Raw genomic sequence first — 26,719 nt, 5'->3', positions numbered from 1 at the left:
TTTTTTGAACATTTTAAAGAGTTGTTCTGAACTCTTGCGACCTTCCCGCATGGGCGGGACGCGATGACCGAGCGGAGTTTATCCTGATTCCGAAGCTTCGGAAGAAAGACTACACCCCGAGTGGTTTTATTTGATTGATATCGCTAAGTCAAATTAAAATGCCTTGCGGAGAGACAGGGACTCGAACCCTGGCGACGTTTGACCGTCGACAGATTAGCAATCTGCTGCATTACCACTCTGCCACCTCTCCAATGTTTTTAGAACGTTTTTTCTTAAGCGGGTGCAAATATAAATTGACTTTAAACATTTACCAAACAATACATCACTTTTTTGTTTACTTTATTTCAAAAAAGAAGAACTATTAGTAACTTTCAACTTTTAAAATTTGTATTTTAGTCAACCAAAAACTAAACTTATGATTAATAAAGTTGTTCAAAATGTCAAACAGGCTTTAGAAGGTGTTTCCGATGATATGACCTTTATGCTCGGTGGCTTTGGTTTGTGTGGTATTCCTGAAAATAGCATCTCAGAACTCGTCAACCGAAAAGTAAAAGGGGTGACTTGCATCTCTAATAATGCGGGTGTTGATGATTTTGGTTTAGGTTTATTATTAAAAAATAAGCAAATCAAAAAAATGATTTCCTCTTATGTAGGTGAAAATGCAGAATTTGAACGCCAAATGCTCAATGGCGACTTAGATGTCGAACTCATTCCTCAAGGCACTTTAGCAGAGCGTTGCCGTGCTGCACAACACGGTATTCCAGCTTTTTATACGCCAGCAGGCTATGGCACCGAAGTTGCTGAAGGTAAAGAAGTAAGAGATTTTGATGGCAAACCTCACATTCTCGAAAAAGCTTTTAAAGCAGATTTTGCTTTTATTAAAGCTTGGAAAGGCGATGAAGCTGGAAATTTAATTTTTAAAGGCACAGCTAGAAATTTCAATGCCAATATGTGTGGAGCTGCCAAAATCACAGTCGTTGAAGTTGAAGAACTCGTTAAACCAGGCGAACTCGACCCCAACTTTATCCACATTCCAGGCATTTTTGTGCAACGTATTTTTGAAGGGAAAAATTATGAAAAACGGATTGAACAACGAACGGTGAGGTAATTAATCAATGTAATATTTGTTTAATGTAACAATATATCAATTCTAAAACTTGATAATTTTTAAACTCTATGCTATGAAAAATACAGCTAAAGAAAAATCAATTGAATTTGCTTTATTAATCATAGAATATTGCGAAATACTTGAAGAAAAAAGGAAGTATGTTATATCTAAACAATTATTGAAAGTAGGCACAAGTATAGGTACTAGTGTTCGCGAAGCTCAAAATGCTGAAAGTAAAATAGATTTTATGCATCAAATAAAAATTGCTACAAATGAATTAGAAGAAACCAAATATTGGCTTATACTTTGTAGCAAATCAAAATCATATCCTAATGACAAATTAAACCTGACTGAAAAAGTAAACGAGTTGGGGTTGATTATATATAAAATACTTAGTACGAATAAAAACTCAATCAAAAATAAATAGCTATTCAGAACTATTAAAGTTTATTCATTGTTTAAATGATACATTTTTAAATTATTATATTAGAAAATTATGTTAGATAAAAACGGAATCGCAAAACGCATCGCACAGGAAGTTCAAAATGGTTACTACGTCAATCTCGGTATAGGTATCCCGACTTTAGTCGCCAATTTTGTAAGAGACGATATAGAAGTAGAATTTCAAAGTGAAAACGGTATTCTCGGTATGGGACCTTTTCCACACGCAGGTCAAGAAGATGCTGATTTGATCAATGCAGGTAAACAAACCATAACAGCTCTACCAGGAGCCTGTTTTTTTGATTCGGCGATGAGTTTTGGAATGATACGTGGACAGCATGTCGATTTAACCATTCTTGGTGCAATGGAAGTGGCTCAAAATGGTGATATTGCTAATTGGAAAATTCCAGGTAAAATGGTCAAAGGCATGGGCGGAGCCATGGATTTAGTCGGTTCGGCTAAAAACATTATTGTAGCAATGATGCATACCAACAAGGCAGGAAAATCTAAATTACTAAAATCTTGTTCATTACCAATAACAGGTGTGAAATGTGTGACCAAAATTGTAACAAATCTTGCCGTTTTAGATATTGTAGATGGTAGCTTCAGGTTATTGGAACGTGCACCAGGCGTCTCTGTAGAGGAAATTAAATCAGCTACCGAAGGAGATTTAATTATTGAAGGTGATATTCCTGAAATGAAACTATAAACCATGACCTATCTTTATATAAAAGCTTTGCATATCATATTTGTAGTAACATGGTTTGCTGGCTTGTTTTACATTCCGCGGTTATTTATTTACTATATCGAAGCTCAAAACAAACCAAAAGTAGAGCGAGATATTTTGAGCTCTCAATTACAATCTATGGCTAAACGTCTGTGGTACATGATCACATGGCCATCAGCAGTTATTACACTGATTTTTGGCGTTTGGTTATTGGTTTTAAACCCGTCACTTTTAGCTTTGGGTTGGATGCACATCAAACTGCTTTTTATCATTATTTTATGGCTTTATCATTTAAAAAACCATCAGTTATATATACAAATGAAACAAAACAAACTAACCTGGTCATCTTCAAAAATGCGTATTTGGAATGAAGTTGCCACTGTGGTTTTGTTTGCTGTAGTATTTTTGGCTGTGCTCAAAACAAGTATTGGCTGGGTTTTTGGTATATTTGGGTTAATCGCCCTTGGCTTACTGTTGATGATTGGCATCAAAGCCTATAAAAACTATCGCCTTAAAAAGGGCAAAGATTAAACTCAACATGAAATTTTCACTTCGGCATTCACTTCAACTTCGGATATTTTTGTCTATGATTGCTCTGGTGATTTTGGCTGCGAGCTTACTTGTAATTGTAACGTCATATCACTATAAAAATGAAGCCGAAAAACTACATCAAGATAAACTTGAGCGAAAAGAAAATGCCATTCGTTCTCATATAGAATACATAAAACGAACCACTACATATCCTGTCAAAACGGATAAACTCCCTTTAATTTTTAAAGACAAAATTTATGAAATTCAAGATATTCATCAAACCACAGTTAACATTTATGATTTAAAAGGCAACCTTCTCAAATCGTCTAAAGCCAGTTTTTATAAAGACAGCACTGAAACAAAAATAAAAGATGAAATCCTTGACAGCATAGCCAATTCTTCAAGCAAAAAATATGTCAAAAATTTTACAGAAAACAATCAAAACTACAAATCGTCTTATTCGTATTTGTTGGATAATTATTTTAAACCCATTGGAATTTTAAATTTAGCTTATGTTGAAGATGATGAGTTTTTACAACGAGAGCTTGGAGAATTTTTAAACTTATTATACACCGTAAATTTCATAATTTTAATAGCAGCCGTTTTGCTGGCTTTGTTTTTGTCTAAATATATCATTAAGTCTTTAAGGCAAATCAGTCAAAAAATAAAATCCACAAGTTTTGATAAACCTAATCCTAAAATAAGTTTAAAAAAAGCAGGTAGCGAGCTTAGACCTTTAATCACGGCATACAATGAAATGATAGATGAATTGGAAGTGAGTGCACAAAAACTGGCTCAAACAGAACGCGAAGAAGCTTGGCAACTCATGGCCAGACAAGTGGCACACGAAATCAAAAATCCGCTCACACCTATGCGTTTGTCCGTGCAAAGTTTTCAACATCAGTTTAGAAACAAGAACATTTCAAAAGCTGAAGTTGATGAGTTTGCCAATACTATGATTCATCAAATTGATACTTTAAGCACTATTGCAACAGCCTTTTCAGATTTTGCTAAAATGCCAGCCAATGAAAATCAAATCATCGAAATCAATGAAGTTTTAAAATTGTCTTTAGATATTTTTAAAGGTGAAAACATCAGTTTTAATCCATCTTCAAACCCCATTTTTGTTCAAATCGATAAAACACAGCTCATTAGGATTATGACTAATTTGATAAAAAATGCGATGCAAGCTACAGAAGATATTTATGATGCAGAAATTAAAATAGAAGTCAAAGAAACAACAAACAATGCCATTATCAAAGTGAGTGATAATGGCGTAGGTATTTCACAAGACATTATCAATCGTATTTTTGAACCACAGTTTACAACCAAAAACGCTGGAATGGGCTTAGGCTTAAGTATGGTGAAAAAAATCATCAATACCCATAAGGGTAAGATAGAAGTTGAATCTAAATTAAATACCTTTACAACATTTATAATTACATTACCTAAAACTAAATAGATATGAGTTACCAAAACATCACATTGAATCACGAAGATAAAATAGCAATTTTAAGGATTAACCGACCAAAAAAACTCAATGCATTAAACCGTGAAACTATACAAGAGCTCCACGAAGCTTTGACTGAAATTAAAGATGATGATGAAATTGCCGTAGTGATACTCACCGGAACTGGAGAAAAAGCTTTTGTGGCTGGTGCTGATATCGCTGAATTTGCTGATTATTCGGTTGAAGAAGGTCAAGAATTAGCGGCTAATGGACAAGACACGTTATTTAATTTTATAGAAAATTTTTCTAAACCAATTATAGCTGCAGTCAATGGATTTGCCTTAGGTGGTGGATTAGAATTAGCGATGGCCTCTCATTTCAGAACGGCTTCGACTAATGCTAAAATGGGCTTGCCAGAAACATCGCTTGGTGTTATTCCAGGTTACGGTGGCACACAGCGTTTGCCACAACTCGTCGGCAAAGGCAAAGCTATGGAAATGATTATGACGGCTGGGATGATAAATGCTGATGAAGCCTATCGTCTTGGGTTAGTCAATCACGTGTTTGAACCCGAAGATTTATTAGAAGAAACTCAAAAATTAGCAAGTAAAATCTGTAAAAATTCTATGGTAGCTATCAAAGCTGCTATTCAGGCTGTAAATGCTGGTTTTTCTTATAATCAAGACGGTTATGCAGCAGAAATAAAAGCCTTTGGTGAAGCTTTTGGCACTGAAGATTTTAAAGAAGGCACACAAGCTTTTTTAAATAAACGCAAGCCTAATTTTCCAGGCCAATAATACAGAATAAATCGAAATAACAGTTGAGCTCCTTTAGGATTGACATATTTAAATTAATGTTTATAGCTAACACCTATTCACAATTATATTTTCACGTGGTGTTTACGGTGAAATACAGACAAAATCTCATACACAAAGAATGGAAAGATGAATCATATAAATACATCATAGGAATTATATCAAAAATCAAGAGAAACATCATCAAAAAAAAGAGCTTTAAGGAAGAGTATATAGAGTTTTTAAAAACAAATGAGGTAGATTATGAAGAGTAATATGTTATTTGACAGAAAACTAAAAAACTAACCCAATAGGTGCGTCATATTAATGGTCAACCACAATCAGCTCACGTGTGTTTTTGCGTTAGGGATTGCAGTGGAAATCCCGCATACTGACCGACAGCGTCAGTAGAGGAATTGGAACGCCCAAATTAGAGAGATTTAAACAATAGTCTAAGGTTTTATATTTTTATTGTAACGTATATTTGCACAAAAAACAAATGGCATCATTACGAGAATTTATGCTGAAAAAGGGGTTTCGACGTGTGAAGTTACGATATACAGAAACGGATCATTTTGAAGTGAAAGCTTTTATAAATGGTGTTGAAGGTCGATTTATCTTAGATACTGGAGCGTCAAGCTCTTGTGTAGATTTTAGTCGGATTAAACATTTTAAGCTTTTTGCACGGGAAAGCGAAGTCAAAGCAGCTGGAGCAGGAGCGATCAACATGTTGACCAAAGTGTCTGAAAATAATGAATTACGCCTTGGCGAATGGCAGGAACCCGATGCCGATATTGTGGTTTTTGATTTGAGTCACGTCAATGAAGCACTTCTCAATCATAAAGCAACTGAAGTTGATGGCATTATTGGAGCTGATATTTTAAAACTTGGCAAAGCTGTAATTGACTATAAGCAGAAAGCTTTGTATTTGAAATAGAGTAGTGGTTTTGAAGTATTAGTCAGCAGATTCTTTTTCCAAATCAAACATTTTTTCTAACCAAGAGATACCTTCTTCGGTAGTGCCGTTAGCATAGCGGAGATGACTGGCAAATTGTCGCGTAATTTTATGAATCATACGTTCTTGCAAGATTTCGGCTTGTTTGGTGTCAAAACCTTCAATTTTTTTAGATTGATAGTCGATTTCGTTTTCGGCTAAGGTTTGTAATTTAGATTTGATAGCTTGAAGGGTTGGTGCAAATTTTCTGGTGTGCAACCACTCGTAAAAATCTTTTTTCTGCTCTTCAATAATAGCTTTAGCCTTTGGGATGCATTGTTTTCTTCGCTCTAAAGTTTCGTCGGTCATTCGTGAGAGATAATCTAAATGCAAAAGACTAACATTGTGTAAATCAGCAACATCATCGGCAACGTTTTTCGGAATAGACAAATCTAAAATAAGCAATTCTTTTTTAGGATAAATCAATTCCTTAGTGATGGTAGGTTGTTGTGCACCTGTAGCAACAATAAGCACATCGGTTTGTCTGATTTCAGCTTGAAGTTCAGAGAAATCTTTAACGTTGATGTTGAATTTTCCTGCGATTTTTTCTGCTTTATTTTTGGTTCGGTTAACCAGAGTAATGTTTTTGTTTTGGGTATGTTTAACCAAGTTTTCGCAGGTGTTTCTACCAATTTTGCCAGTTCCGAAAAGCAATATGTTTTTAGAAGAAATGTGATCAACAGTATCTAAAATGTATTGCACGGAAGCAAAAGAAACAGATGTGATGCCAGAAGAAATTTGGGTTTGATTTTTTATTTTTCGACTGGTTTGAACGAGTGAGTTGACCAATCGTTCTAAAAAAGCATTGCTGATTTGTTTCTTTTTTGAAAGATTGAATGAAGATTTGATTTGACTGATAATTTCAAAATCCCCTAAAATTTGACTATCTAAACCTGCAGCAACTTTATAAAGATGGTTTATAGCCTTGTCATTAGTATATGTGTAACCGACTTTTTGAAATGTAGGTTTATCTCCATTTGAATATTTGCAAAGTAAATTGATAAAAGTTTCTAAATTTTCTGCAAAGCCATATATTTCTGTTCGGTTACAAGTCGATACCACCATTATACTGTCTAAGCCTTGAGATTTAGCCTCCTGAAGTAAAGCCGATTTTTGACTTTGGTTCAGACTAAATAATCCTCTGGTTTTTGCATCTGCCTTTTCATAGCTGAGCCCAATTACACAGAAGTGTGGAAATTTTGAAACTTTGTATTCTATCATTTATCAAACATAAAATGCTCCACAAAATTAAGTCATTAGTTTTTTTAAAAATAACGCTATAAGTTCTATTTTTATCGTTTTATGCTAATTTTTGTAAAAACTGATAAATATCAATTCAAAATTGTATTTTTACAGTGTTAAAAGCTTTTATGAAGCATTTGTTTAGATTAATTCTAAATAAAAATAAATAAAACTAATCATAATGAATTTAAAAAATAACGCTATCGGTTCAGAAGCTGTTTTTGAGATTGAGCCGAATATAATTATAGTCAGGTTGCAAAACCCATCTGATGATCATGCTGAATTTGAATATCCCATAGATGAAAGTTTTATTCAATTTCATTTTTGTTTGAAAGGGAATATTTCGTTTGGTTTCAACGATGGTCAATACAATTTAAATGTCAAAGAAGATAAGAGTTTGCTGTTGTATAACCCCAATCAAAAGCTTCCTGTAAATCTTAAACTTTATCCCAAATCGTCAGGAGTTTCGGCATTTATTTCTCTAAAAAAACTACACGAACTATTTAGTGCTTCAACGCATTATATTGATTTTTTGACCGAAGACAATCGCGATAAAAAATATTATACTGAAGACCAAATTTCAGCATCTATGGCGGTAGTTTTGAGTCAGATTCTCAATTTTAATTTGCACCCATCGGTAGAGCATATTTATCTCAAGGCAAAGGTTTACGAACTTTTAGGCTTGTTTTTTAATAAACCAGAAGCTGCTGATATCGAACAATGTCCTTTTTTGATTGATGAAGATAATGTGAGAAAGATCAAAATGGCTAAAGAAATTGTCATTCAGCACATGGCCAACCCACCGAGTTTGCAAGAGTTGTCAGCTGAAGTAGATTTGGGTCTTAAAAAGCTCAAGGAAGGTTTTAAAGAAATATACGGAAATACGGTTTATGCCTACATACTCGATCATAAAATGGAATATGCCAGAAAGCTCTTAGAAAAAGGAAATAAGAACGTCAACGAAATAGGTTTGACTTTAGGTTACAGCACAGCCAGTCATTTTATAACGGCGTTTAAGAAAAAATTTGGAACAACACCAAAGAAGTATTTGCAGTCTAAAGTTTAATGTTTTCTAAAAGTTTTTGTTTTCAATCATCTTCGTCATCGTATTCTTTAGACATTACAAAGTCTTCCATAAATTTGGTGGTATAATTTCCTGCTAAATAATCAGGATGATCCATCAATTGTCTGTGAAAAGGGATAGTGGTTTTAACGCCTTCAACGATAAATTCATCAAGTGCTCTTTTCATTTTGTTGATAGCTTCTTCACGAGTTTGTGCGGTAGTAATTAGCTTGGCGACCATAGAGTCGTAGTTTGGCGGTATCACATAACCACTATAAACATGTGTGTCAAGCCTCACGCCATGTCCGCCAGGAGCATGAAGATTATTAATTTTACCAGGTGAAGGTCTAAAATTATTATATGGATCTTCGGCGTTGATTCTGCATTCTATTGAATGTAATCTTGGAAAATAATTTTTACCCGAGATAGGAATACCAGCAGCGACTTTAATTTGTTCTTTGATCAAGTCATGTTCAACAACTTCTTCAGTAATAGGATGTTCAACTTGAATTCTGGTATTCATTTCCATGAAATAGAAATTCTTGTGTTTATCTACAAGAAATTCAATGGTTCCTGCACCTTCATATTTAATATATTCAGCAGCTTTAATAGCGGCATTACCCATTTTTTCACGTAGGGCTTTAGTCATAAAAGGTGAAGGCGTTTCTTCGGTCAATTTTTGGTGTCGTCGTTGTATAGAGCAATCTCTTTCTGAAAGATGACAAGCTTTGCCTGTTTGATCACCAACGATTTGTATTTCGATATGTCTTGGTTCTTCGATGAGTTTTTCCATATACATATCGTCATTGCCAAAAGCAGCTTTTGATTCTTGGCGTGCAGACTCCCATGCTTTTTCTAAATCATCTTCTTTCCAAACGGCACGCATACCTTTTCCGCCACCACCAGCCGTAGCTTTAAGCATCACGGGATAGCCTGTTTTTTCAGCAACTTTTTGGCAATCTTTAAAATCTTTGATAATGCCATCAGATCCAGGAACACAAGGCACGCCAGCAGCTTTCATAGTAGCTTTTGCCGTGGCTTTGTCTCCCATTTTAGAAATCATTTCAGGTGAAGCACCTATGAATTTGATATCGTGTTCTTTACAAATTTTAGAAAAGTTGGCATTTTCTGACAAGAATCCGTAGCCAGGATGGATTGCATCTGCATTAGTGATTTCGGCTGCTGAAATAATATTTGGGATCTTTAAATAAGATTCATTACTTGCGGCTGGACCAATGCAAACGGCTTCATCGGCAAATCTTACGTGTAAGCTTTCTTTGTCTGCAGTAGAATATACTGCAACGGTTTTGATGCCCATTTCCTTACAAGTTCTGATAATACGCAAGGCGATTTCACCTCTATTGGCAATTAGTATTTTTTTGAACATACCTTTTTATAGATTTAAATCATTAATCACAAGTCGCTGAAAATTCTTTTATGATGGATCAACGAGGAATAAAGGTTGATCAAATTCAACCGGTGTGGCATCGTCAACCAACACTTTTACAATTTTACCTGAAACTTCACTTTCAATTTCGTTGAAAAGCTTCATAGCTTCTATGGTACAGAGCACATCGCCTTCTTTGATGGTATCTCCAACTTCTACAAATACAGGTTTGTCTGGTGAAGGTTTTCTATAAAAGGTTCCTATGATTGGCGATTTTATAGTAACCAAATTGTCATCTTCTTTGGTGTCCTTAGATTCTGCACTTTCTTCTGATTGATGAGTGCTTTGTTGTTGCACGGGTTGAGGTGCAGCGGTTTGATGTTGAACGGCACCGACAGGAATTTGCTGAACAATAGTTTCTTTATTATCGTCGCTTGATCCAGTTCTAATGGTAATTTTTACATCATCCATTTCCAGTTTTACTTCACTGGCTCCAGAATTAGCGACAAACTTAATAAGATTTTGAATTTGCTTTAAATTCATAGTGTTTAGATTTAGGTTTAGGAATTATAGGCCCATTTTAAATAGATGGCACCCCATGAAAATCCACCGCCAAAAGCGGCAAATATAATATTATCTCCTTTTTTGAGTCGATGTTCATAATCTGTTAATAACAGTGGTAGTGTTGCTGAGGTTGTATTGCCATAACGGTGTATATTCATCAATACTTTGTCTTCAACTATATTCATCCGCTTTGAAGTGGCATCGATGATCCTTTTGTTGGCTTGATGAGCAACTAACCAATCAATATCATCTGAAGATAAGCTATTGCGTTCCATAATTTTTGCACTGACATCAGCCATGTTTGAAACTGCAAATTTAAAAACGGTTCGTCCATCTTGAAAAACATAGTGCTGACGGTTTGCAACTGTATTTTCATCAGCTGGTAGTATAGATCCGCCAGCTTCTATTTTGAGATAGTTTCTGCCGATACCATCAGTTCTCAGATATTCATCTTGCAAACCTAAGCCTTCAAAGTTAGGTTCAAAAAGCACACAACCTGCTCCATCGCCAAATATAATACAAGTTGATCTGTCTTCATAATCTATTATTGATGACATTTTATCAGCTCCAACTAAAAGAATTTTTTTGTAACGACCCGATTCAATATAACTTGCAGCAGTTGACATGCCAAATAAAAAACTTGAACAAGCGGCTTGCAAGTCGTAAGAGAATGCATTTGTAGCACCTATTTTGCTTGCAACATAAGCAGAGGTTGAAGCTACAGGCATATCGGGTGTGGCGGTTGCTACAATGAGTAGGTCAATTTCTTTAGGGTCTAAACCACATTTGTCGATAAGGTTTTCACATGCTTTTATGGCGAGAAAAGAAGAGCCTTTACCTTTTTCTTTTAAAATTCGCCGTTCTTTAATGCCAGTTCTCGTCGTTATCCACTCATCAGTAGTATCCACCATTTGTTCAAGATCCTTATTGCTAAGAATGTCTTCTGGAACATAAAAACCCGTAGCTGTTATGGCAGCGGTAACTTTTTGCATAAGTTATTTTTAAGTCATTTGATAACAGCTAGGCTGAAATAAAATGAGGCTAAAACCAAATTTAATATGATGCAAAGTAAAATCATTTTTGGGGTATATCAAAAATCTTATACAATATTTAATTAACATCTATTTAAATTTAACATTACAAAATATTTTAAATTTATGTTTAAAATATTAAATATCAAATAATTATAAGTCAAATTTTATGCCTTGTGCTAATGGTAATTCAGAGGTATAGTTTATGGTGTTGGTTTGTCTTCTCATATAAACTTTCCAAGCATCTGAGCCAGATTCTCTTCCACCACCAGTTTCTTTTTCGCCACCAAATGCACCGCCAATTTCAGCACCAGAAGTTCCAATATTGACATTGGCTATACCACAATCTGAGCCTTGAGCCGATAAAAACTGTTCGGCTTCTCTAAGGTTGTTTGTCATAATTGCTGAAGATAAGCCTTGAACAACGTCGTTTTGGATTTGAATGGCTTCACTTAAATCACCTTTGTATTTAATGAGGTAGAGGATTGGGGCAAAAGTTTCTTCTTGAACAATTTTAAAATGATTTTCAGCTTCGGCAATTGCTGGTTTCACGTAGCAACCACTTTCGTAACCTTCACCTTCTAAAACACCGCCTTCTACCAAAACATTACCACCTTCTTTTTTAACCGTTTTAAGTGCATTGAGATAGTTATTGACTGAATCTTTATCAATCAAAGGTCCCATATGGTTATTTTCATCTAAAGGATTTCCGATTTTGATTTGTTTGTATGCATCTGTAATGGCATTTTTCACTTCATCGTACACCGATTCGTGAATGATAAGTCGTCTGGTAGAAGTGCAGCGTTGTCCACAAGTACCAACAGCACCAAAAACCGCACCTATAACTGTATTTTTGATATCAGCATCGGGTGTGATGATGATGGCATTGTTACCGCCAAGTTCCAGAAGTGATTTCCCCAGACGTTTAGCTACATCTTGGGCTACAATTTTACCCATTCTTATAGAGCCTGTAGCCGAAATAAGCGGAATACGCTTATCGTTTGTCATCAGTTTACCGACTTTATAATCGCCAGTAATTAAAGATGAAATCCCATCAGGAACATTATTTTCTTTAAAAACCCGAGCTGCTATTTTTTGGCAAGCTACAGAAGTTAATGGTGTTTTTTCAGAACCTTTCCAAATACAGGCATCGCCACATACCCAAGCTAAAGCTGTGTTCCAAGACCAAACAGCAACGGGAAAATTGAACGCAGAAATAATACCTACAACACCAAGCGGATGCCATTGTTCATACATACGATGACCTGGTCTTTCGCTATGCATAGTAAACCCGTATAGTTGTCTTGATAAGCCAACAGCAAAATCACAGATATCAATCATTTCTTGAACTTCGCCAAGACCTTCTTGATAAGATTTTCCCATTTCATAGGAGACCAATTTTCCAAGCGATGCTTTAAGCCGTCTGAGTTCGTCGTTAAATTGTCTCACCACATCGCCACGCTGAGGTGCTGTCCATTGTCGCCAGGCTTTAAATCCTTTTTCGGCTTGTTGAATGACCTTTTCATAATCTTCTGCAGTAGTTTGACTTACTTTGCCAATAAGCTGACCGTCAACAGGTGAATACGACGCTATCATTTCTCCATGACCATAAAAATCTTGGTTAAACGACGTGCCGTGATTTTCTAATTGAATATCTAATTCTTTTAAGGCTTTATCAATTCCGTATTTATCGGAAATATGTGTTGTCATTTTTTTGTTTTTTTTTAAAATTGATTATTTTGATTGCGAATTTAATAATTTAAAAAACGTCTCAAGGCTTTAAAATATATTTTTTAAAAATTGAATGTTAATGAATATACTTTTTTAATTTTGGCACAGATGACAAATTATATAAAAACTTTTTTTATAAAACACAATGTGTCGGTCAATAAAAAGTCTATTGGCTTAAAACATTATCCCATTACTGTTAGTAGTGTTGGTTTTTTTTGTTTAAATTCAAATTTTCCAGAGGTTAATTTTATTAAAAAACTCAAAAACACATTTGGTGAACAGACTCAATTTACTATTTTTAGTTTGGGAAACAAAATTGAGATTGATAATGGTTATGCATTAAACAATAAGATTTTTGATTTGTTTGGTAAAATTAAAAACCCTGCACTTCATAAAGATTTGTGTGATTTAGATATATTGATTGACACAACTCAGACAGTTTCTCAAATCAAGCATTACGCCATTAGCTTAGCAAGTCAAGCTTATAAAATTTCTTTTGGATGTTATGATGATAATATTTACAATTTAAGTATAAATTTGAAGTCTTTAGATTATAATTTGTTTGCAGATGAAATTATTAAATATCACAAAATACTCGTAAATGGAAATCAATAAATTTATAGGAACAGGAGTAGCATTAATTACGCCTTTTGATGAACAAGGAAAAGTTGATACATCAGCACTTGAGGATGTGGTTCAGTTTCAGATTGAAAATGGCATAAATTATTTCGTTGTTCTGGGAACCACGGCAGAAAGTGCCACATTAAATCAAGAAGAAAAAGAACTTGTAAAAAAAACCATCATAGAGACTAACAAAGGTCAATTGCCTTTAGTGTTAGGCTTGGGTTCAAATAATACACAGGCTTTGGTTGATGAAATTAAAAACACAGATTTGACCGACTTTGACGCAATATTATCCGTTTCGCCATATTACAACAAACCTACTCAAAACGGTATTTATGCACATTTTGAAGCCATAGCTAAAGCGAGTCCCAAACCCATTATTTTATATAATGTACCTGGCAGAACAGCATCTAACATAGCACCTGAAACGGTGGTTGAATTGGCTAAAAATTTTAAAAACATTATCGGGATTAAAGAAGCCGCAGGAGATATTGTTCAAGCTTATGAGTTTATTCAGCAAACCCCTAAGGACTTTTTGGTGATTTCTGGTGATGATATGATAACCTTGCCTATGGTTTTGGGTGGTGGAAGTGGCGTGATATCCGTCATTGCACAAGGATTTCCTAAATTGTTTTCAGATATGGTAAAACTTGGTCTTGAAGGCAAAAGTCAAGAGGCGTTTAAATTGCACCACAAAATTGCACCTGCTATAGAAATGATTTTTGAACAAGGTAATCCAGCAGGAATTAAATCTGTATTGAAGCATCTAAACTTGTCTGAAGACTATTTAAGATTACCTTTAGTCAATATTGATAAAAATTTGGATAATCGTTTGAAAGATTTTATCAAAAAACTTGACTAATTGTAAGTTAACTTTAACAGAGGTAATAAATTAATTATTTTTTAGTTATAGCTTTAATTCTTAGCTTTGCAAATTATTTATGAAACAATTTATATACATATTAACAGCTTTTGTTTTACTGACCTCTTGTAGTGAATATCAAAAGGTATTAAAGAAAAAAGAAATCAAACCCAAATTTGATTTAGCAAATCGTTTGTATGAACAAGGTTTAAAAGATGGTAAAAAGAGTAAACTCACCAAAGCTATTAAACTATACGAGCAAGTTTTGCCAAGTTTGCAAGGTAAACCACAAGCTGAAATCGTTCAATTTAATACGGCAAACGCTTATTATTCCGTAGGTGATTATTTGATTTCTGGCTATAAATTTGAGCGTTTTGCAAAAGCTTTTCCAACAAGTCAAAAAGTTGAAGAAGCTATGTTTAAAAGTGCAGAAAGCTATTACAACGAGTCGCCACGTTATAGCTTAGATCAATCCGATACCCATAAGGCGATAGATAAATTACAAATTTATATCAACGAATATCCTGATGGTCAATATTTTGTAGAAGCCAACGCTAAATTACAAGAACTTAGATATAAACTCGAAAAGAAATTTTACGAAATCGCCAAACAATATCATCATACATACCAATATAAAGCAGCTATAAATGACTTTGACAATTATTTAGTCAATTATCCTGGCTCTGCTTTTAAAGAACAAACCTATTATTACAAATTTGAATCTGCTTATTTATTGGCTATTAAAAGTTTTGAGTATTTGATGGAAGAAAGATTAGAAACAGCTTTAAGCTATTTTGACGATTACAAAGTTCGTTTTCCTGAAGGCGAATTTATCAAACAAGCTCAAGAATATGCAGACGATGCCGAAGTGAGACTTACAGAATTGAAAGCCAAAAACACACAACAACAATAAACTTGTTATGAATACTAAACTCAATTATCAAGATGCTGAAATCAGCACAACCACAATCGACAAAAATAAAGTCGATGCCAAAACAAATAATATTTACGAAGCTATTTCAATTATTGCAAAACGCTCTAATCAAATCAATATGGATTTAAAAAAAGAGTTGGTTGAAAAGTTAGAAGAATTTGCAACACACAACGAAAGCCTAGAGGAAGTTTTTGAAAATAAAGAACAGATTGAAGTATCTAAATTTTATGAAAGACTACCTAAGCCTCACGCCATCGCTATGGATGAATGGTTGAAAGGCAAAATTTACTTCAGACATACTCAACAAGACGATACAGAATTATAGATGTCTGCATTAATCGGTAAGCATATATTATTAGGCATTACTGGTGGAATAGCAGCTTACAAAACAGCTTTCCTGATCAGGTTATTTATTAAAGCTGGTGCTCAAGTTAAATGCATAATGACACCTGAAGCTGAAGAATTTGTAACACCATTAACGCTTTCAACCTTATCTAAAAACCCTGTTGTATCAAGTTTTACCGATACCGAAAAAAACTGGAACAACCACGTAAAACTTGCCGAATGGGCAGATTTTATGCTTATTGCACCAGCCACAGCCAATACGTTGTCCAAAATGATTACAGGCAAATCTGATAACCTTTTGATGACAACCTATTTAGCTGCAAATTGTCCAGTCTATATTGCACCTGCAATGGATTTGGAGATGTATCAACACGATACAACCAAAACAAATCTCAGTCAACTCACAAATTCTGGTCACATTATTATTGAGCCAGAGTCAGGCGAACTGGCAAGTGGTTTAGAAGGAAAAGGCCGAATGGCTGAACCTGAAAACATTGTTGAATTTATCTCACAACATTTATTAAAACAAATGCCACTTTACAATAAAGAGGTTTTGATAACTGCTGGACCAACCTACGAACCCATCGATCCTGTAAGATTTATAGGAAACCATTCCAGCGGAAAAATGGGTTATGAAATGGCAAAAACAGCACTAAACCTCGGTGCAAAAGTGATTTTGATTTCGGGACCAACACATTTAACATTAACACATCCAAACTTAGAGTTGATCAAAATTAGTACAGCCCAAGAAATGTTTGATAATGCTATGACGTTTTATGATAATGTAGATATTGCCATTGCTTCTGCCGCCGTTTCAGATTATAAACCAAAGACTTTTCACAATCAAAAAGTCAAAACAACAGAAGATACTTTTAGGATTGATTTGGTTAAAAATCCTGATATTCTAAAAACTTTTGGTCAACAAAAAAAGCATCAATTTTTAGTTGGTTTTGCTTTAGAAACCAACGATGAAGTTGAAAATGCCAAACAAAAATTAGAAAAGAAAAACTTAGATTTTATCGTTTTAAACTCTCTTCAAGATAAAGGTGCAGGTTTTAAAAATGATACAAATAAAATAAGTATCATAACAAAAGACGATATCAAGCGTTTTGATGTTAAACCTAAATCTGAAGTGGCTAAAGATATTTTTAATGAGATCTTAAATACAAGATTTAATAACAAAGCCGATGCGTAATCTGTTCATTTTACTTTTTGCTTTTTTAACCTTAAATATTTCTTATGCTCAAGAATTTAATGCTACGGTTACTATAGATGCCAGACAAACAGGACAAACCAGACTTAGAATCTTTAATATTTTAGAAGAATCACTTCAAGAATTTATCAACCAAACGGCATTTACTAATGAGAATTATTCAGACTTGCAAAAAATAGATTGTAGCTTTTTTATAACAGTAAACAATTACGACTCTGACCGTTTTCAAGCCAATATTCAAGTTCAAGCTTCAAGACCCGTATTTGGCTCAAATATAAAAACCTCAATACTCAACGTTAAAGACGAAGATTTTAATTTCACCTATACTGAAAGTCAACCCTTGATTTACGATGTCAACAATTTTCAGTCTAATTTGACTTCTGTGGTAAGCTTTTACCTTTATACTATATTGGGCTTAGAAGCAGATTCATTTGCATTGAATGGTGGTAATGGCTATCACGAAACTGCAAGACAAATTGTCAATGCAGCACAATCTAATGCTGGAGCTGGCTGGCAAGCTACAGGTGTTGGTTTTTCAAGGTTTAATCTTAATAATGATATTCTATCTCAAAACTTTGCAGATTTCAGACAAGCTTTTTACGATTATCATATAAATGGTCTGGATTTAATGCATAAAGACACCAGAAAGGCTAAAGAAAATATTTTAGAAAGCATTGCCTTACTCAAATCTGTCAATGATGCCAGACCAAATTCGGTTTTGTTAAGACTATTTTTTGATACCAAAGCAGGCGAAATTCAGCAAATTTTAAATGGTGGTCCCAAAATGGATATTGCTCAAACCAAAGAATACCTTTACCGCATAGCACCAGTGCATAACAATAAATGGAGACGAATTAAATATTAAAAAACGAAGTTGATAATATTCAACTTATTTCGTCTAAATTACATTGAATATTTATCTTTACGTTTCTAAATTTTTATAATTTTAAAAAGTGCTCAAGTCTCTTTACATAAAAAATTACGCCTTAATCAAAGATATTCAACTCAACTTTGAAGGCTCTTTTACAACCATAACAGGCGAAACTGGTGCAGGTAAGTCTATACTTTTGGGAGCATTGTCTTTGTTGCTTGGTAGTAGAGCAGACAAAGAAAGCTTGAGAGACACGAATGAAAAATGCATCATAGAAGCCGAATTTGATTTGTCAAAATTTAATCTAAAATCAGTGTTTCATCAATTTGATTTAGATTATGACGAATTATGTCTCATCAGAAGAGAAATAACCAAAAACAAAACCAGAGCTTTTATTAATGACACTCCAGTAAATTTAAAAATCTTACAAGATTTAAAACCATATTTGATTGATATTCACAGTCAAAACGAATCGCAATCTTTGTCTAATACGTCTTATCAATACTTGGTTTTAGATAAAATCGCAAAAAATGAAAATGTCTTAACCCAATATCAAAACACTTTAAACACTTTTAATGCTTTAAAAAATAAATTAGAACAATTAAAAACAGAAAAACAAGACGCTACAAAAAAACAAGATTACAATCAGTTTTTGTTTGATGAATTGGAAAAATCAAGCTTGCGAGAAGGACTTTTAGAAGAATTAGAAAATGAATTTCATCAGCTACAAAACGCTGAAGATATACAAAACTATTTATCAGAATCTATAGCTATTATTCAACAGGAAGAATATGGTGTATTTGATCAACTCACTAAGGTTAATCAACGTTTGCAGACCTTGACTCAATCGGTTTCAAGTTATAAAGACTTAAAAGAGAGAATACAATCAATATTGATAGAAACCGAAGATATAGCTGCTGAGTTAGAGCAAAGCTTAGAAAATGTTGAAGTCAATCCTGAAAAATTAGAAAGCATTGATAAACAACTTCAAAGCATCAATCATCTTTTGCACAAACACCAAGTCAAAACAGACGAAGAACTCATAGAAATTAAAAATCAACTTGAACAACAATTACAAGAGTTTTCAAATATTGATCAAGAGATTTCTTCTACCGAAACTCGATTAAAAGCAACAGAAGAAAAGCTGAATAGTTTATCTCAAAACTTGCTTTCAAACCGAAAAAAATCCGCACAAATTTTAGAAAAAAAACTACTCGAAATTTTAGCTCAACTCGGTATGCAAAATGCTTCAATCAATATACAGCTAACAGAAAAAGAAGAGTTTCATAAATACGGAAAAGATGAAATAGAATGGTTGTTTTCAGCCAACAAAGGCATGCCGCTCAGAGCTTTGCACAAAGTGGCTTCAGGCGGCGAAATGTCACGAATGATGCTCGCTATAAAAAGCACCTTAGCAACTTATGAAAACCTACCAAGTATTATTTTTGATGAAATAGACACAGGTGTGTCAGGTGAAATAGCCCTTAAAATGGGTGAAATTATGTTGGATATGAGTCGCCATATGCAAGTGATATCCATCACACATTTACCTCAAATTGCTTCAAAAGGGAAACAACATCTTAAGGTAATTAAAACTACTGACAAATCAGAAACACAAACCAATATTAAAAATTTAAATCAAGATGAAAGAATAAAGGAATTATCACAAATGCTTGGTGGTGACGAAAATTCAGCATCAGCAATTGCTCATGCCAAAAGCTTACTCAATTGATAATTTATTTATATTTGATTTTTATAAATTTAAAAGAAGGAGCATTTTCTTAAAATCATAAATCATAAATCAAAAATCAATATCATGTCATATAATTTATTAAAAGGAAAAAAGGGAATCATATTTGGAGCTTTAGACGAACATTCTATCGCTTGGAAAACCGCCGAACGCGTTCACCAAGAAGGCGGTCAATTTGTGTTGACTAATGCACCAATAGCTATGAGAATGGGTAGCATTAACATCTTAGCAGAAAAAACAGATTCAGAAGTTATTCCAGCCGATGCGACAAAAGTAGAAGATTTAGAACATCTTATAGACAAAGCTCAAGAGATTTTAGGAGGTAAAATTGATTTTGTTTTACACTCTATTGGCATGTCTATCAACGTCAGAAAAGGTAAACATTACACCGACCAAAATTATGATTGGACACACAAAGGAATTGATGTGTCTGCGATGTCTTTTCATAAAGTGATGCAAACTTTATATAAAAAAGATGCGATGAATGAATGGGGAAGCATTGTTGCTCTGACCTATATGGCATCGCATCGTGTATTTCCAGATTACAATGATATGGCAGAAAACAAAGCCTATTTAGAATCTGTTGCTAGAAGTTTTGGCTATCATTTTGGAAAAAAGAAAAACGTAAGAGTCAACACTATTTCGCAATCTCCAACGCCAACTACTGCAGGAAAAGGCGTAAAAGGTTTTGATGGTTTTATGGCATATGCTGATAAAATGTCACCACTCGGTAACGCCACAGCACAAGATTGTGCAGATTATACCGTCACTTTATTTTCTGATTTAACCAAAAGAGTAACTTTACAAAACCTATTCAACGATGGTGGATTTTCAAATATGGGTGTCAGTGAAGAGGTGATTAAAAAATTTACGGAGGAATAAGGCTTCATTGAAAACGATCATAAAAATTTATTGAATTTATTATTCAGAGTTTGAAATTATTTACGTTTTGATATTTACATAGGTTAGGGTCTCAATATTTAGCTATCACCTCAATCCCCTAATAAAATGTATCTTTGCCGAAAATTAAACTACTCAGGTTTATTGATTTTATTATATGAATTATTTTAAAAAAATCATTCGCTTTGCTAAACCTTACAAGGCTTATGCTGTAGGAAATATCATCGCCAATATTTTTTACGCTCTTTTTAGTGCCTTGTCTTTTGTGGCTTTAATTCCAATGCTGGATGTGTTGTTTGGCGAAACTCAAAAAGCATTAACTCAAAAACCTGAATATACAGGGCTTAGCAATTTAAAAGACTATTTTAAAGACAGTATGGCTTACTACATTCAAGACGTTGCTCAAGACGATGCCTCAATGTCTTTGTTTGTGGTTATTGCCTTAGTGGTGGTGTTATTCTTTTTAAAAAACATATCCAACTATTTGGCTTTATACTTCATCACATTTTTGAGAAATGGCGTGCTCAAAGATTTGCGCAATGCACTTTACAAAAAGACAGTAGAATTACCATTGTCTCACTATTCTGAAAAACGTAAAGGCGATACTATTGCGAGAATTACCAGTGATGTTTTAGAAATTCAACACTCGTTTTTATCTATTTTAGAATTGATTGTACGTGAGCCTTTAACTATTATATTCACTATCATCACGATGCTTTTTTTGAGTGTTAAGTTGACCGTTTTTGTGTTTATTTTTATACCATTATCAGGAATTATAATTTCGTTAATTGGTAAATCTTTAAAACGAAAATCTGACTTGGTTCAAACCGAACAAGGTTACTTTTTGTCCATTTTAGAAGAAACCCTCGGCGGACTCAAAATCATAAAAGGCTTTAACGCCGAACATATATTTTTTAAAAAATTTTCAGACTCAACCCAAAAGTTTTATGATTTTTCAAATAGGCTACTCAATCGTCAAAATTTAGCTTCACCTACTTCTGAATTTTTAGGTATTTCTGTGATTGCTGTATTGTTGTGGTATGGCGGAAAAATGGTTTTGCTGGACGAAAGTCTTGACGGCTCAACTTTCATCACGTTTATGGGCTTGGCATACAATATTTTAACCCCAGCCAAAGGCATTTCAAAAGCTTCTTATAACGTCAAAAAAGGCAACGCTGCCGCTGAACGCGTTTTACAAATTTTAGAAACTGAAAATAATATCAAAGATAAACCTGATGCCATTCAAAAATCAGACTTTAATGACCAAATTTCTATAGAAAATCTATATTTTAAATATGAAGATGAATATGTTGTCAAAAACTTTTCAGCCAAGTTGCCTAAAGGTCAAACCTTAGCACTTGTTGGTCAGTCGGGCAGTGGTAAATCGACCATTGCCAACTTGATAACACGTTTTTATGATATCGAAAAAGGTGCGATTAAAATTGATGGCATTAACATCAAAGATATCAGCCAAAATTCTCTGAGAAACCTAATGGGCTTAGTTACTCAAGACTCCATTTTGTTTAACGATACTGTTGAAGAAAACTTAAAAATCGGAAAACCCGATGCTACAGAAGCCGAAATTGAAAATGCCTTAAAAGTAGCCAATGCTTTTGATTTTGTCATAAAATTACCCAAAGGTTTGCAAACCAATATTGGCGATAGTGGTAACAAGTTGAGCGGCGGACAAAAACAGCGTTTGTCTATTGCAAGAGCAGTGCTCAAAAATCCGCCAATAATGATTCTTGACGAAGCTACATCGGCTTTAGATACTGAAAGTGAACAATTGGTGCAAGAAGCTCTTGAAAATATGATGAAAAACCGCACTTCTGTGGTTATTGCCCACCGACTATCAACCATTCAAAGTGCAGATCAAATTATTGTGATGCAAGATGGAGAAATTGTTGAGCAAGGCAAACACGCCGATCTGCTATCTCAAAAAGGAATGTATAAAAAACTGGTAGATATGCAATCTTTTCAAGATTAATGACATATGGATATTGAAGAAGAAAAAGAATTAATTTCAAGATTGTGTTCTGAAAATCAGTCTGATTCTGCTTTTACAGAATTGGTAGAATTGTATAAAGAACAACTGTATTGGCATATCCGTTACTTGCTCAAAAATCACGAAGATACCGATGATGTTTTACAAAACGTTTTTATTAAGATTTATAAAAACATCAAAAAATTTAAAGGCGATAGCCGATTGTATTCTTGGATGTATCGCATTGCCAAAAATGAATCGCTTACATTTTTAAAAAAACGATCTAAGATGTTGAAAATTAGCGATGAAGAATTGCAAACTCACATTGTTGATAATTTAAAAAGCGATGTGTATTTTGAAGGAGATCAAATTCAGTTAAAACTACACAAAGCCATAAGCACTTTACCAGAAAAACAAAAAGAGGTTTTTCAACTCAGATACTTTGAAGAAATGAAATATCAAGACATGGCTGAGTTATTACAAACTTCAGAAAGCGCTTTAAAATCTAATTATCACCATGCTTCAAAAAAAGTAGAGCAATACCTAAAATCAAATTAAACCTTTTTGAGAATCAGTCGTCTAACATACAGATGAAGTCAAGCAAATACATATCAAAAAAAAGTGGATTTGAAGTTCCCAAATCTTATTTTGAAGATTTTGAAATCGATTTTTTAAAGGCTGAAAATCAACAATCCAAAACTGGTTTTTTAGTTCCTGAAAGTTATTTTGATAGCTTTGAAGTCAACCTACCAAAATCATTTAAACTTATTCGCCTAAACGAATTTCAAAAAACCCTTGCAGTTGCTGCAGTATTACTTGTTTTATTAGGCACTTTATTGACAGGTTTAATCGTTAAATCCCAACCTCAGCAACAGCTTGATTTTAGTAAAATTAATCGCGATGAAGCCATGAATTATCTTGAAGATGAAATAATGATGGACTATGATTTATATCTTGAAGATGAAAATTTAGAGATTAATTTATCAGAGGTAAGCCTAGAAAACACAAAAATAATTAACAATATGGATGATAGTTCCATTGAGCAACTTATGGATTACTAAGTATTTAATTTATGATAAAATCAATAGGATGAGAACTTTAATTTTACTTTTAAGCTTGTTGCTATCTATCAATTTGTCCGCACAAACAGATGAAAATGATGATGTTAAATCATATAAAATTGCCTTAATTACTGAGCGTTTAGACTTAAGCCCAAAAGAAGCAAAACTCTTTTGGCCTATTTACAACAAGCACAACGAACGCTATGAAAATCTTAAGAAACAGATATGGCAACCCATCAAAAAAGATTTAAAAAATATAGATAATTTATCAAAAAAAGAAGCTGAAGCACTATTAGAAAATTATAGGAATTATAATCAAAAACGCTTCGAATATAGAGAAGATTATATCAAAGAATTGTTGACTGTAATTTCTGCTAAAAAAATAATGCAGCTCAAAAAAGCAAATTATGACTTTAATCGTAAGTTGCTTAAACAATACCATTCTAAGTAAATTGCCAAATCTTTTTTGCCTATTTTTGTCGCTTAAAACAAATGAATGCGATTACACAGAAATTTAGTGTTTGCCGTTGTAGATTGTTTACAATTGATATTTAACAAAGGTGAATATGCCGATAAACAACTACACAAGACCTTAAAACTCGATAAACGCTGGGGTTCACGAGACCGCGGTTTTATAGCAGAAACCGTTTATGATATTGTAAGATGGCAAAGACTTTATGCCGAAATAGGTGATGCACATCAACCATATAAGCAAGAAGATTTATTCAGAATGTTTGCTGTTTGGGCAACGCTAAAAGGTATTAAATTACCACAATGGCCACAGTTTCATAATACGCCAACGCGACGCATCAAAGGTCGATTTGATGAACTGTCTAAAATTAGAAAATTTAAAGCTTCCATACCAGATTGGTTAGATGAATTAGGTTTAAAAGAACTGGGCAATCTTTGGGAAGAAGAAATTTATGCTCAAAATGAAACAGCTCCTGTTGTTTTAAGAGCTAATCGTTTGCTTACAAACCGAGATCAACTCATCAAAAGCCTATCAGACGAAAATATTTATGCTCAACCTGTCAAAGCTTTAAAAGATGCCGTTAAACTTACAGAAAGAGCTGATGTTTTTAAAACAGATACTTTCAAAAAAGGTTGGTTTGAAGTGCAAGATAGTTCGTCTCAAATGGTTACAGAACTTCTGGATCCAAATCCTGGTATGCGTGTCATCGATGCTTGTGCTGGAGCTGGTGGCAAAAGTCTTCACATTGCATCTCTTATGCAAAATAAAGGTCAAATCATCTCCTTAGACATTTATAAGAAAAAATTGGTTGAATTGAAAAGACGTGCCAGACGTGCTAAAGCATTTAATATTGAAACACGACATATAGAAAATAATAAGGTCATTAAAAAATTGCACAATTCTGCTGATGCTGTTCTAATCGATGCACCTTGTAGTGGTCTTGGGGTTTTGCGTAGAAATCCTGATGCAAAATGGAAATTGAAACCAGAATTTCTCGACAAGGTTCAAAAGACACAACAAGAATTACTCCAAGCTTATTCCAAGATGTTAAAATCTAATGGAATATTAGTTTACGCTACTTGTTCTATTTTGCCGTCTGAAAACACGCAACAGATTCAAACGTTTTTGAATTCTGAATCAGGTCAGAATTTTAAACTTATTAAAGATCAATCAATTCTAACCCATAAAACAGGTCAAGATGGATTTTATATGGCAAAATTGTTAAATAACGTGAGTTCGACTTAAAAAAAATAGAGATATAATAAATTTTAGTAAAAAAACGAATTGACTTAGGGTTTCCTCAGAAAGTCAGAATTTAAAGTTATAGATTTCGGATTTGTTATAAATAGAATGGCTCCAATCCAACTTTTTAAAACCGTTGAAACGCTTAGGATTGTGCATTTTCTCCATAACCCACGGTTTAAATCTTGGGCTATGGTTTGCAAATATTCGATTGTGAATGGATTTATCCATTTTCTATGATTTCAATTTCTTCCCTGTAAGTTATTAGTATAGCAGAAGTTTAAGGGATTTTAAATCAAAAATCAATTTTTTAATATCGGATAGTGTTAAAAATTTTATTAACCGATAATAAAAATGTATATTTGTGGTATGTGGAAGATAGATTTATCATATAGAGACAAGCTACAAGCCACCTATGACAGGCTTTATGAGAAAAAAGTGCTTTTGCACAACGCAAGACCGCTTCCACAGATTGCTTTGCAAAAAATTAAAGAAGCTTTAGCTATAGAATGGACTTACAATTCCAATCATATCGAAGGCAATACGCTTACCTTGCGTGAAACCCAAATGATTTTGCAAGAAGGCATTACCATCAAGGGCAAATCACTCAGGGAGCATTTTGAAGCCAAAAATCATGAGTCAGCACTTCAGTATCTATATAAGCTTGTCCGTAAAGATTATCAGCTCAAGGCTACTGACATCTTAGATATTCATCGCTATGTTTTAAGAAGTATAGAAGATGATTATGCTGGCAGACTTCGCAATGCTGGTGTGCGTATTTCTGGAGCCAATTTTGTGCCACCCAATGCACGTAAAGTGCCAGATTTGCTCGATGAGTTGATTAGCTTCGTTACAGAAAATCCGCTTCAGCTCAACGATATTGAGTTGGCAACCGTTTTTCATCACAAGTTTGTTTGGATTCACCCTTTTTTTGATGGCAATGGTCGTACGGTGCGTTTGGTTATGAATTTGCTCCTGCTCAAAGTTGGGTTCACACCAGCTATTATTTTGAGTAACGATCGTCAAAAATACTACGCCGCACTCAACGCTGCCAATCAAGGCAAGTATTACAAGCTTAGTTTACTGATGTTGCAGGCTTTAGAGCGTACCATGAATATCTATATCGGCTCACTTCCTGACAATGATTTGGGCTTCACCGAAATTTCCAATCTGGTTCAGGAAGAAAGCCTGCCTTATGGTCAAGAATACATCAGTCTTTTGGCACGACAGGGCAAAATTGATGCCTACAAAGAAGGCAGAAATTGGTTCACCACCAAAGAAGCTATTGAGGAATATCGCACCAACCGAAAGCGAAAAAGATAATATAGGTTTTTGAAGCCAAAAACCTGCTTTCTTTTCCATAGCCCGCGGTTTAAACCGTGGGTTATGGTTTGCAAA

The 26,719-nt window shown here is 34.0% G+C and carries 27 protein-coding genes, 1 tRNA gene and 2 pseudogenes; 24 read left to right on the top strand and 6 right to left on the bottom strand.

The window, feature by feature from the left end:
* Positions 1 to 166: 166 nt before the first annotated feature.
* A tRNA-Ser gene (locus ACSSV5_RS09640) sits at positions 167 to 250 on the bottom strand.
* 165 nt (positions 251 to 415) lie between these two features.
* Between ACSSV5_RS09640 and ACSSV5_RS09635 the strand changes: the two genes are divergently transcribed.
* The 9 genes and pseudogenes from ACSSV5_RS09635 (at position 416) to ACSSV5_RS09595 (ending at position 5,988) form a co-directional block, all read left to right on the top strand.
* Positions 416 to 1,108 (top strand): CoA transferase subunit A, encoded by a 693-nt coding sequence (locus ACSSV5_RS09635; protein ID WP_454245704.1) that lies wholly within the window; start codon positions 416 to 418, stop codon positions 1,106 to 1,108.
* Between the two features lie 73 nt (positions 1,109 to 1,181).
* Entirely contained in the window at positions 1,182 to 1,535 is a 354-nt protein-coding gene (locus ACSSV5_RS09630) for a four helix bundle protein (protein WP_454245703.1), read from the top strand.
* A 69-nt stretch (positions 1,536 to 1,604) separates the two neighbouring features.
* Entirely contained in the window at positions 1,605 to 2,258 is a 654-nt protein-coding gene (locus tag ACSSV5_RS09625) for a CoA transferase subunit B (protein ID WP_211066740.1), read from the top strand.
* Between the two features lie 3 nt (positions 2,259 to 2,261).
* Positions 2,262 to 2,807 carry a CopD family protein gene (locus ACSSV5_RS09620; protein WP_454245702.1) on the top strand — a complete coding sequence of 182 codons (546 nt, stop codon included), beginning with the start codon at positions 2,262 to 2,264 and terminating at the stop codon, positions 2,805 to 2,807.
* Positions 2,808 to 2,814: 7 nt separating this feature from the next.
* The gene (locus ACSSV5_RS09615; protein WP_454245701.1) at positions 2,815 to 4,269 is read left to right on the top strand and encodes a sensor histidine kinase; all 1,455 of its coding nucleotides are present in this window, start codon (positions 2,815 to 2,817) and stop codon (positions 4,267 to 4,269) included.
* Between the two features lie 2 nt (positions 4,270 to 4,271).
* On the top strand, positions 4,272 to 5,054 hold the full coding sequence (locus tag ACSSV5_RS09610; RefSeq protein WP_454245700.1) for an enoyl-CoA hydratase/isomerase family protein: 783 nt from the start codon (positions 4,272 to 4,274) through the stop codon (positions 5,052 to 5,054).
* A gap of 62 nt (positions 5,055 to 5,116) precedes the next feature.
* Positions 5,117 to 5,236: pseudogene (locus ACSSV5_RS09605) on the top strand (transposase); the annotation flags it as partial.
* Positions 5,224 to 5,326 (top strand): annotated as a pseudogene (locus tag ACSSV5_RS09600) (IS200/IS605 family transposase); the annotation flags it as partial. The pseudogenes ACSSV5_RS09605 and ACSSV5_RS09600, both read left to right, overlap by 13 nt.
* Positions 5,327 to 5,550: 224 nt before the next feature.
* Entirely contained in the window at positions 5,551 to 5,988 is a 438-nt protein-coding gene (locus tag ACSSV5_RS09595) for a retropepsin-like aspartic protease (RefSeq protein WP_454245699.1), read from the top strand.
* Between the two features lie 18 nt (positions 5,989 to 6,006).
* Here ACSSV5_RS09595 and hemA read toward each other — a convergent pair whose 3' ends face one another.
* On the bottom strand, positions 6,007 to 7,266 hold the full coding sequence (hemA, locus tag ACSSV5_RS09590) for a glutamyl-tRNA reductase (RefSeq protein ID WP_454245698.1): 1,260 nt from the start codon (positions 7,264 to 7,266) through the stop codon (positions 6,007 to 6,009).
* 202 nt (positions 7,267 to 7,468) lie between these two features.
* Between hemA and ACSSV5_RS09585 the strand changes: the two genes are divergently transcribed.
* Positions 7,469 to 8,353: a helix-turn-helix domain-containing protein gene (locus tag ACSSV5_RS09585; RefSeq protein WP_454245697.1), complete on the top strand. Its 885-nt coding sequence runs from the start codon at positions 7,469 to 7,471 to the stop codon at positions 8,351 to 8,353.
* Positions 8,354 to 8,375: 22 nt separating this feature from the next.
* On the opposite strand, the gene accC is transcribed toward ACSSV5_RS09585, so the two are convergent.
* The 4 genes from accC to amaB all read right to left on the bottom strand — a co-directional run bounded on the left by accC (position 8,376) and on the right by amaB (position 13,042).
* Positions 8,376 to 9,737 (bottom strand): acetyl-CoA carboxylase biotin carboxylase subunit, encoded by a 1,362-nt coding sequence (gene accC / locus ACSSV5_RS09580; protein WP_454245696.1) that lies wholly within the window; start codon positions 9,735 to 9,737, stop codon positions 8,376 to 8,378.
* A gap of 48 nt (positions 9,738 to 9,785) precedes the next feature.
* Complete coding sequence (accB, locus tag ACSSV5_RS09575) at positions 9,786 to 10,280, bottom strand: acetyl-CoA carboxylase biotin carboxyl carrier protein (protein ID WP_454245695.1); 495 nt, start codon at positions 10,278 to 10,280, stop codon at positions 9,786 to 9,788.
* Between the two features lie 17 nt (positions 10,281 to 10,297).
* Positions 10,298 to 11,293 carry a beta-ketoacyl-ACP synthase III gene (locus tag ACSSV5_RS09570; protein WP_454245694.1) on the bottom strand — a complete coding sequence of 332 codons (996 nt, stop codon included), beginning with the start codon at positions 11,291 to 11,293 and terminating at the stop codon, positions 10,298 to 10,300.
* A 192-nt stretch (positions 11,294 to 11,485) separates the two neighbouring features.
* Positions 11,486 to 13,042 carry an L-piperidine-6-carboxylate dehydrogenase gene (gene amaB / locus ACSSV5_RS09565; protein WP_454245693.1) on the bottom strand — a complete coding sequence of 519 codons (1,557 nt, stop codon included), beginning with the start codon at positions 13,040 to 13,042 and terminating at the stop codon, positions 11,486 to 11,488.
* Positions 13,043 to 13,171: 129 nt separating this feature from the next.
* On the opposite strand from amaB, the gene ACSSV5_RS09560 reads away from it, so the two are divergent.
* The 14 genes from ACSSV5_RS09560 to ACSSV5_RS09495 all read left to right on the top strand — a co-directional run bounded on the left by ACSSV5_RS09560 (position 13,172) and on the right by ACSSV5_RS09495 (position 26,644).
* Positions 13,172 to 13,678 carry a DUF6913 domain-containing protein gene (locus ACSSV5_RS09560; RefSeq protein ID WP_454245692.1) on the top strand — a complete coding sequence of 169 codons (507 nt, stop codon included), beginning with the start codon at positions 13,172 to 13,174 and terminating at the stop codon, positions 13,676 to 13,678.
* Entirely contained in the window at positions 13,671 to 14,549 is an 879-nt protein-coding gene (dapA, locus tag ACSSV5_RS09555; RefSeq protein ID WP_211066872.1) for a 4-hydroxy-tetrahydrodipicolinate synthase, read from the top strand. The genes ACSSV5_RS09560 and dapA overlap by 8 nt, the downstream gene beginning before the upstream one ends.
* Before the next feature lie 79 nt (positions 14,550 to 14,628).
* A complete protein-coding gene (locus ACSSV5_RS09550; RefSeq protein WP_454245691.1) occupies positions 14,629 to 15,462 on the top strand; it encodes an outer membrane protein assembly factor BamD in 834 nt (277 codons plus the stop codon).
* Positions 15,463 to 15,469: 7 nt separating this feature from the next.
* Positions 15,470 to 15,808 carry a DNA-directed RNA polymerase subunit omega gene (locus ACSSV5_RS09545; protein ID WP_211066729.1) on the top strand — a complete coding sequence of 113 codons (339 nt, stop codon included), beginning with the start codon at positions 15,470 to 15,472 and terminating at the stop codon, positions 15,806 to 15,808.
* On the top strand, positions 15,809 to 17,023 hold the full coding sequence (gene coaBC, locus ACSSV5_RS09540; protein ID WP_454245690.1) for a bifunctional phosphopantothenoylcysteine decarboxylase/phosphopantothenate--cysteine ligase CoaBC: 1,215 nt from the start codon (positions 15,809 to 15,811) through the stop codon (positions 17,021 to 17,023).
* On the top strand, positions 17,016 to 17,906 hold the full coding sequence (porD, locus tag ACSSV5_RS09535; RefSeq protein ID WP_454245689.1) for a type IX secretion system protein PorD: 891 nt from the start codon (positions 17,016 to 17,018) through the stop codon (positions 17,904 to 17,906). The genes coaBC and porD overlap by 8 nt, the downstream gene beginning before the upstream one ends.
* Before the next feature lie 88 nt (positions 17,907 to 17,994).
* Complete coding sequence (gene recN, locus ACSSV5_RS09530) at positions 17,995 to 19,644, top strand: DNA repair protein RecN (protein WP_454245688.1); 1,650 nt, start codon at positions 17,995 to 17,997, stop codon at positions 19,642 to 19,644.
* A gap of 84 nt (positions 19,645 to 19,728) precedes the next feature.
* On the top strand, positions 19,729 to 20,544 hold the full coding sequence (locus ACSSV5_RS09525; RefSeq protein WP_454245687.1) for an enoyl-ACP reductase FabI: 816 nt from the start codon (positions 19,729 to 19,731) through the stop codon (positions 20,542 to 20,544).
* Positions 20,545 to 20,719: 175 nt separating this feature from the next.
* Positions 20,720 to 22,549 (top strand): ABC transporter ATP-binding protein, encoded by a 1,830-nt coding sequence (locus ACSSV5_RS09520; protein WP_454245686.1) that lies wholly within the window; start codon positions 20,720 to 20,722, stop codon positions 22,547 to 22,549.
* Positions 22,550 to 22,555: 6 nt separating this feature from the next.
* Positions 22,556 to 23,104, top strand: a complete 549-nt coding sequence (locus tag ACSSV5_RS09515) for an RNA polymerase sigma factor (RefSeq protein ID WP_211066725.1) — start codon at positions 22,556 to 22,558, stop codon at positions 23,102 to 23,104.
* A 32-nt stretch (positions 23,105 to 23,136) separates the two neighbouring features.
* Complete coding sequence (locus ACSSV5_RS09510; RefSeq protein WP_454245685.1) at positions 23,137 to 23,607, top strand: hypothetical protein; 471 nt, start codon at positions 23,137 to 23,139, stop codon at positions 23,605 to 23,607.
* A gap of 28 nt (positions 23,608 to 23,635) precedes the next feature.
* Entirely contained in the window at positions 23,636 to 24,058 is a 423-nt protein-coding gene (locus ACSSV5_RS09505) for a hypothetical protein (protein WP_454245684.1), read from the top strand.
* 45 nt (positions 24,059 to 24,103) lie between these two features.
* A complete protein-coding gene (locus ACSSV5_RS09500; RefSeq protein WP_454245683.1) occupies positions 24,104 to 25,324 on the top strand; it encodes an RsmB/NOP family class I SAM-dependent RNA methyltransferase in 1,221 nt (406 codons plus the stop codon).
* Between the two features lie 366 nt (positions 25,325 to 25,690).
* Positions 25,691 to 26,644: a Fic family protein gene (locus tag ACSSV5_RS09495; protein ID WP_454245682.1), complete on the top strand. Its 954-nt coding sequence runs from the start codon at positions 25,691 to 25,693 to the stop codon at positions 26,642 to 26,644.
* Positions 26,645 to 26,719 lie beyond the last annotated feature (75 nt).

The sequence above is a fragment of the Psychroflexus sp. MBR-150 genome (assembly GCF_053628795.1).
This window is presented reverse-complemented; position numbering and strand designations above follow the sequence as displayed.

Bases quoted from the DNA above. Each gene is read 5' to 3' on its own strand.
- ACSSV5_RS09615 (WP_454245701.1), top strand. From the start codon at position 2,815: ATGAAATTTTCACTTCGGCATTCACTTCAACTTCGGATATTTTTGTCT.
- amaB (WP_454245693.1), bottom strand. From the start codon at position 13,042: ATGACAACACATATTTCCGATAAATACGGAATTGATAAAGCCTTAAAA.
- ACSSV5_RS09610 (WP_454245700.1), top strand. From the start codon at position 4,272: ATGAGTTACCAAAACATCACATTGAATCACGAAGATAAAATAGCAATT.
- coaBC (WP_454245690.1), top strand. From the start codon at position 15,809: ATGTCTGCATTAATCGGTAAGCATATATTATTAGGCATTACTGGTGGA.
- accB (WP_454245695.1), bottom strand. From the start codon at position 10,280: ATGAATTTAAAGCAAATTCAAAATCTTATTAAGTTTGTCGCTAATTCT.
- ACSSV5_RS09505 (WP_454245684.1), top strand. From the start codon at position 23,636: ATGAGAACTTTAATTTTACTTTTAAGCTTGTTGCTATCTATCAATTTG.
- accC (WP_454245696.1), bottom strand. From the start codon at position 9,737: ATGTTCAAAAAAATACTAATTGCCAATAGAGGTGAAATCGCCTTGCGT.
- ACSSV5_RS09635 (WP_454245704.1), top strand. From the start codon at position 416: ATGATTAATAAAGTTGTTCAAAATGTCAAACAGGCTTTAGAAGGTGTT.
- ACSSV5_RS09510 (WP_454245685.1), top strand. From the start codon at position 23,137: ATGAAGTCAAGCAAATACATATCAAAAAAAAGTGGATTTGAAGTTCCC.
- ACSSV5_RS09585 (WP_454245697.1), top strand. From the start codon at position 7,469: ATGAATTTAAAAAATAACGCTATCGGTTCAGAAGCTGTTTTTGAGATT.
- ACSSV5_RS09545 (WP_211066729.1), top strand. From the start codon at position 15,470: ATGAATACTAAACTCAATTATCAAGATGCTGAAATCAGCACAACCACA.
- hemA (WP_454245698.1), bottom strand. From the start codon at position 7,266: ATGATAGAATACAAAGTTTCAAAATTTCCACACTTCTGTGTAATTGGG.
- ACSSV5_RS09550 (WP_454245691.1), top strand. From the start codon at position 14,629: ATGAAACAATTTATATACATATTAACAGCTTTTGTTTTACTGACCTCT.
- ACSSV5_RS09630 (WP_454245703.1), top strand. From the start codon at position 1,182: ATGAAAAATACAGCTAAAGAAAAATCAATTGAATTTGCTTTATTAATC.
- ACSSV5_RS09595 (WP_454245699.1), top strand. From the start codon at position 5,551: ATGGCATCATTACGAGAATTTATGCTGAAAAAGGGGTTTCGACGTGTG.
- ACSSV5_RS09520 (WP_454245686.1), top strand. From the start codon at position 20,720: ATGAATTATTTTAAAAAAATCATTCGCTTTGCTAAACCTTACAAGGCT.
- porD (WP_454245689.1), top strand. From the start codon at position 17,016: ATGCGTAATCTGTTCATTTTACTTTTTGCTTTTTTAACCTTAAATATT.
- ACSSV5_RS09625 (WP_211066740.1), top strand. From the start codon at position 1,605: ATGTTAGATAAAAACGGAATCGCAAAACGCATCGCACAGGAAGTTCAA.
- ACSSV5_RS09620 (WP_454245702.1), top strand. From the start codon at position 2,262: ATGACCTATCTTTATATAAAAGCTTTGCATATCATATTTGTAGTAACA.
- ACSSV5_RS09525 (WP_454245687.1), top strand. From the start codon at position 19,729: ATGTCATATAATTTATTAAAAGGAAAAAAGGGAATCATATTTGGAGCT.
- ACSSV5_RS09515 (WP_211066725.1), top strand. From the start codon at position 22,556: ATGGATATTGAAGAAGAAAAAGAATTAATTTCAAGATTGTGTTCTGAA.
- ACSSV5_RS09560 (WP_454245692.1), top strand. From the start codon at position 13,172: ATGACAAATTATATAAAAACTTTTTTTATAAAACACAATGTGTCGGTC.
- ACSSV5_RS09495 (WP_454245682.1), top strand. From the start codon at position 25,691: ATGTGGAAGATAGATTTATCATATAGAGACAAGCTACAAGCCACCTAT.
- ACSSV5_RS09500 (WP_454245683.1), top strand. From the start codon at position 24,104: ATGCGATTACACAGAAATTTAGTGTTTGCCGTTGTAGATTGTTTACAA.
- ACSSV5_RS09570 (WP_454245694.1), bottom strand. From the start codon at position 11,293: ATGCAAAAAGTTACCGCTGCCATAACAGCTACGGGTTTTTATGTTCCA.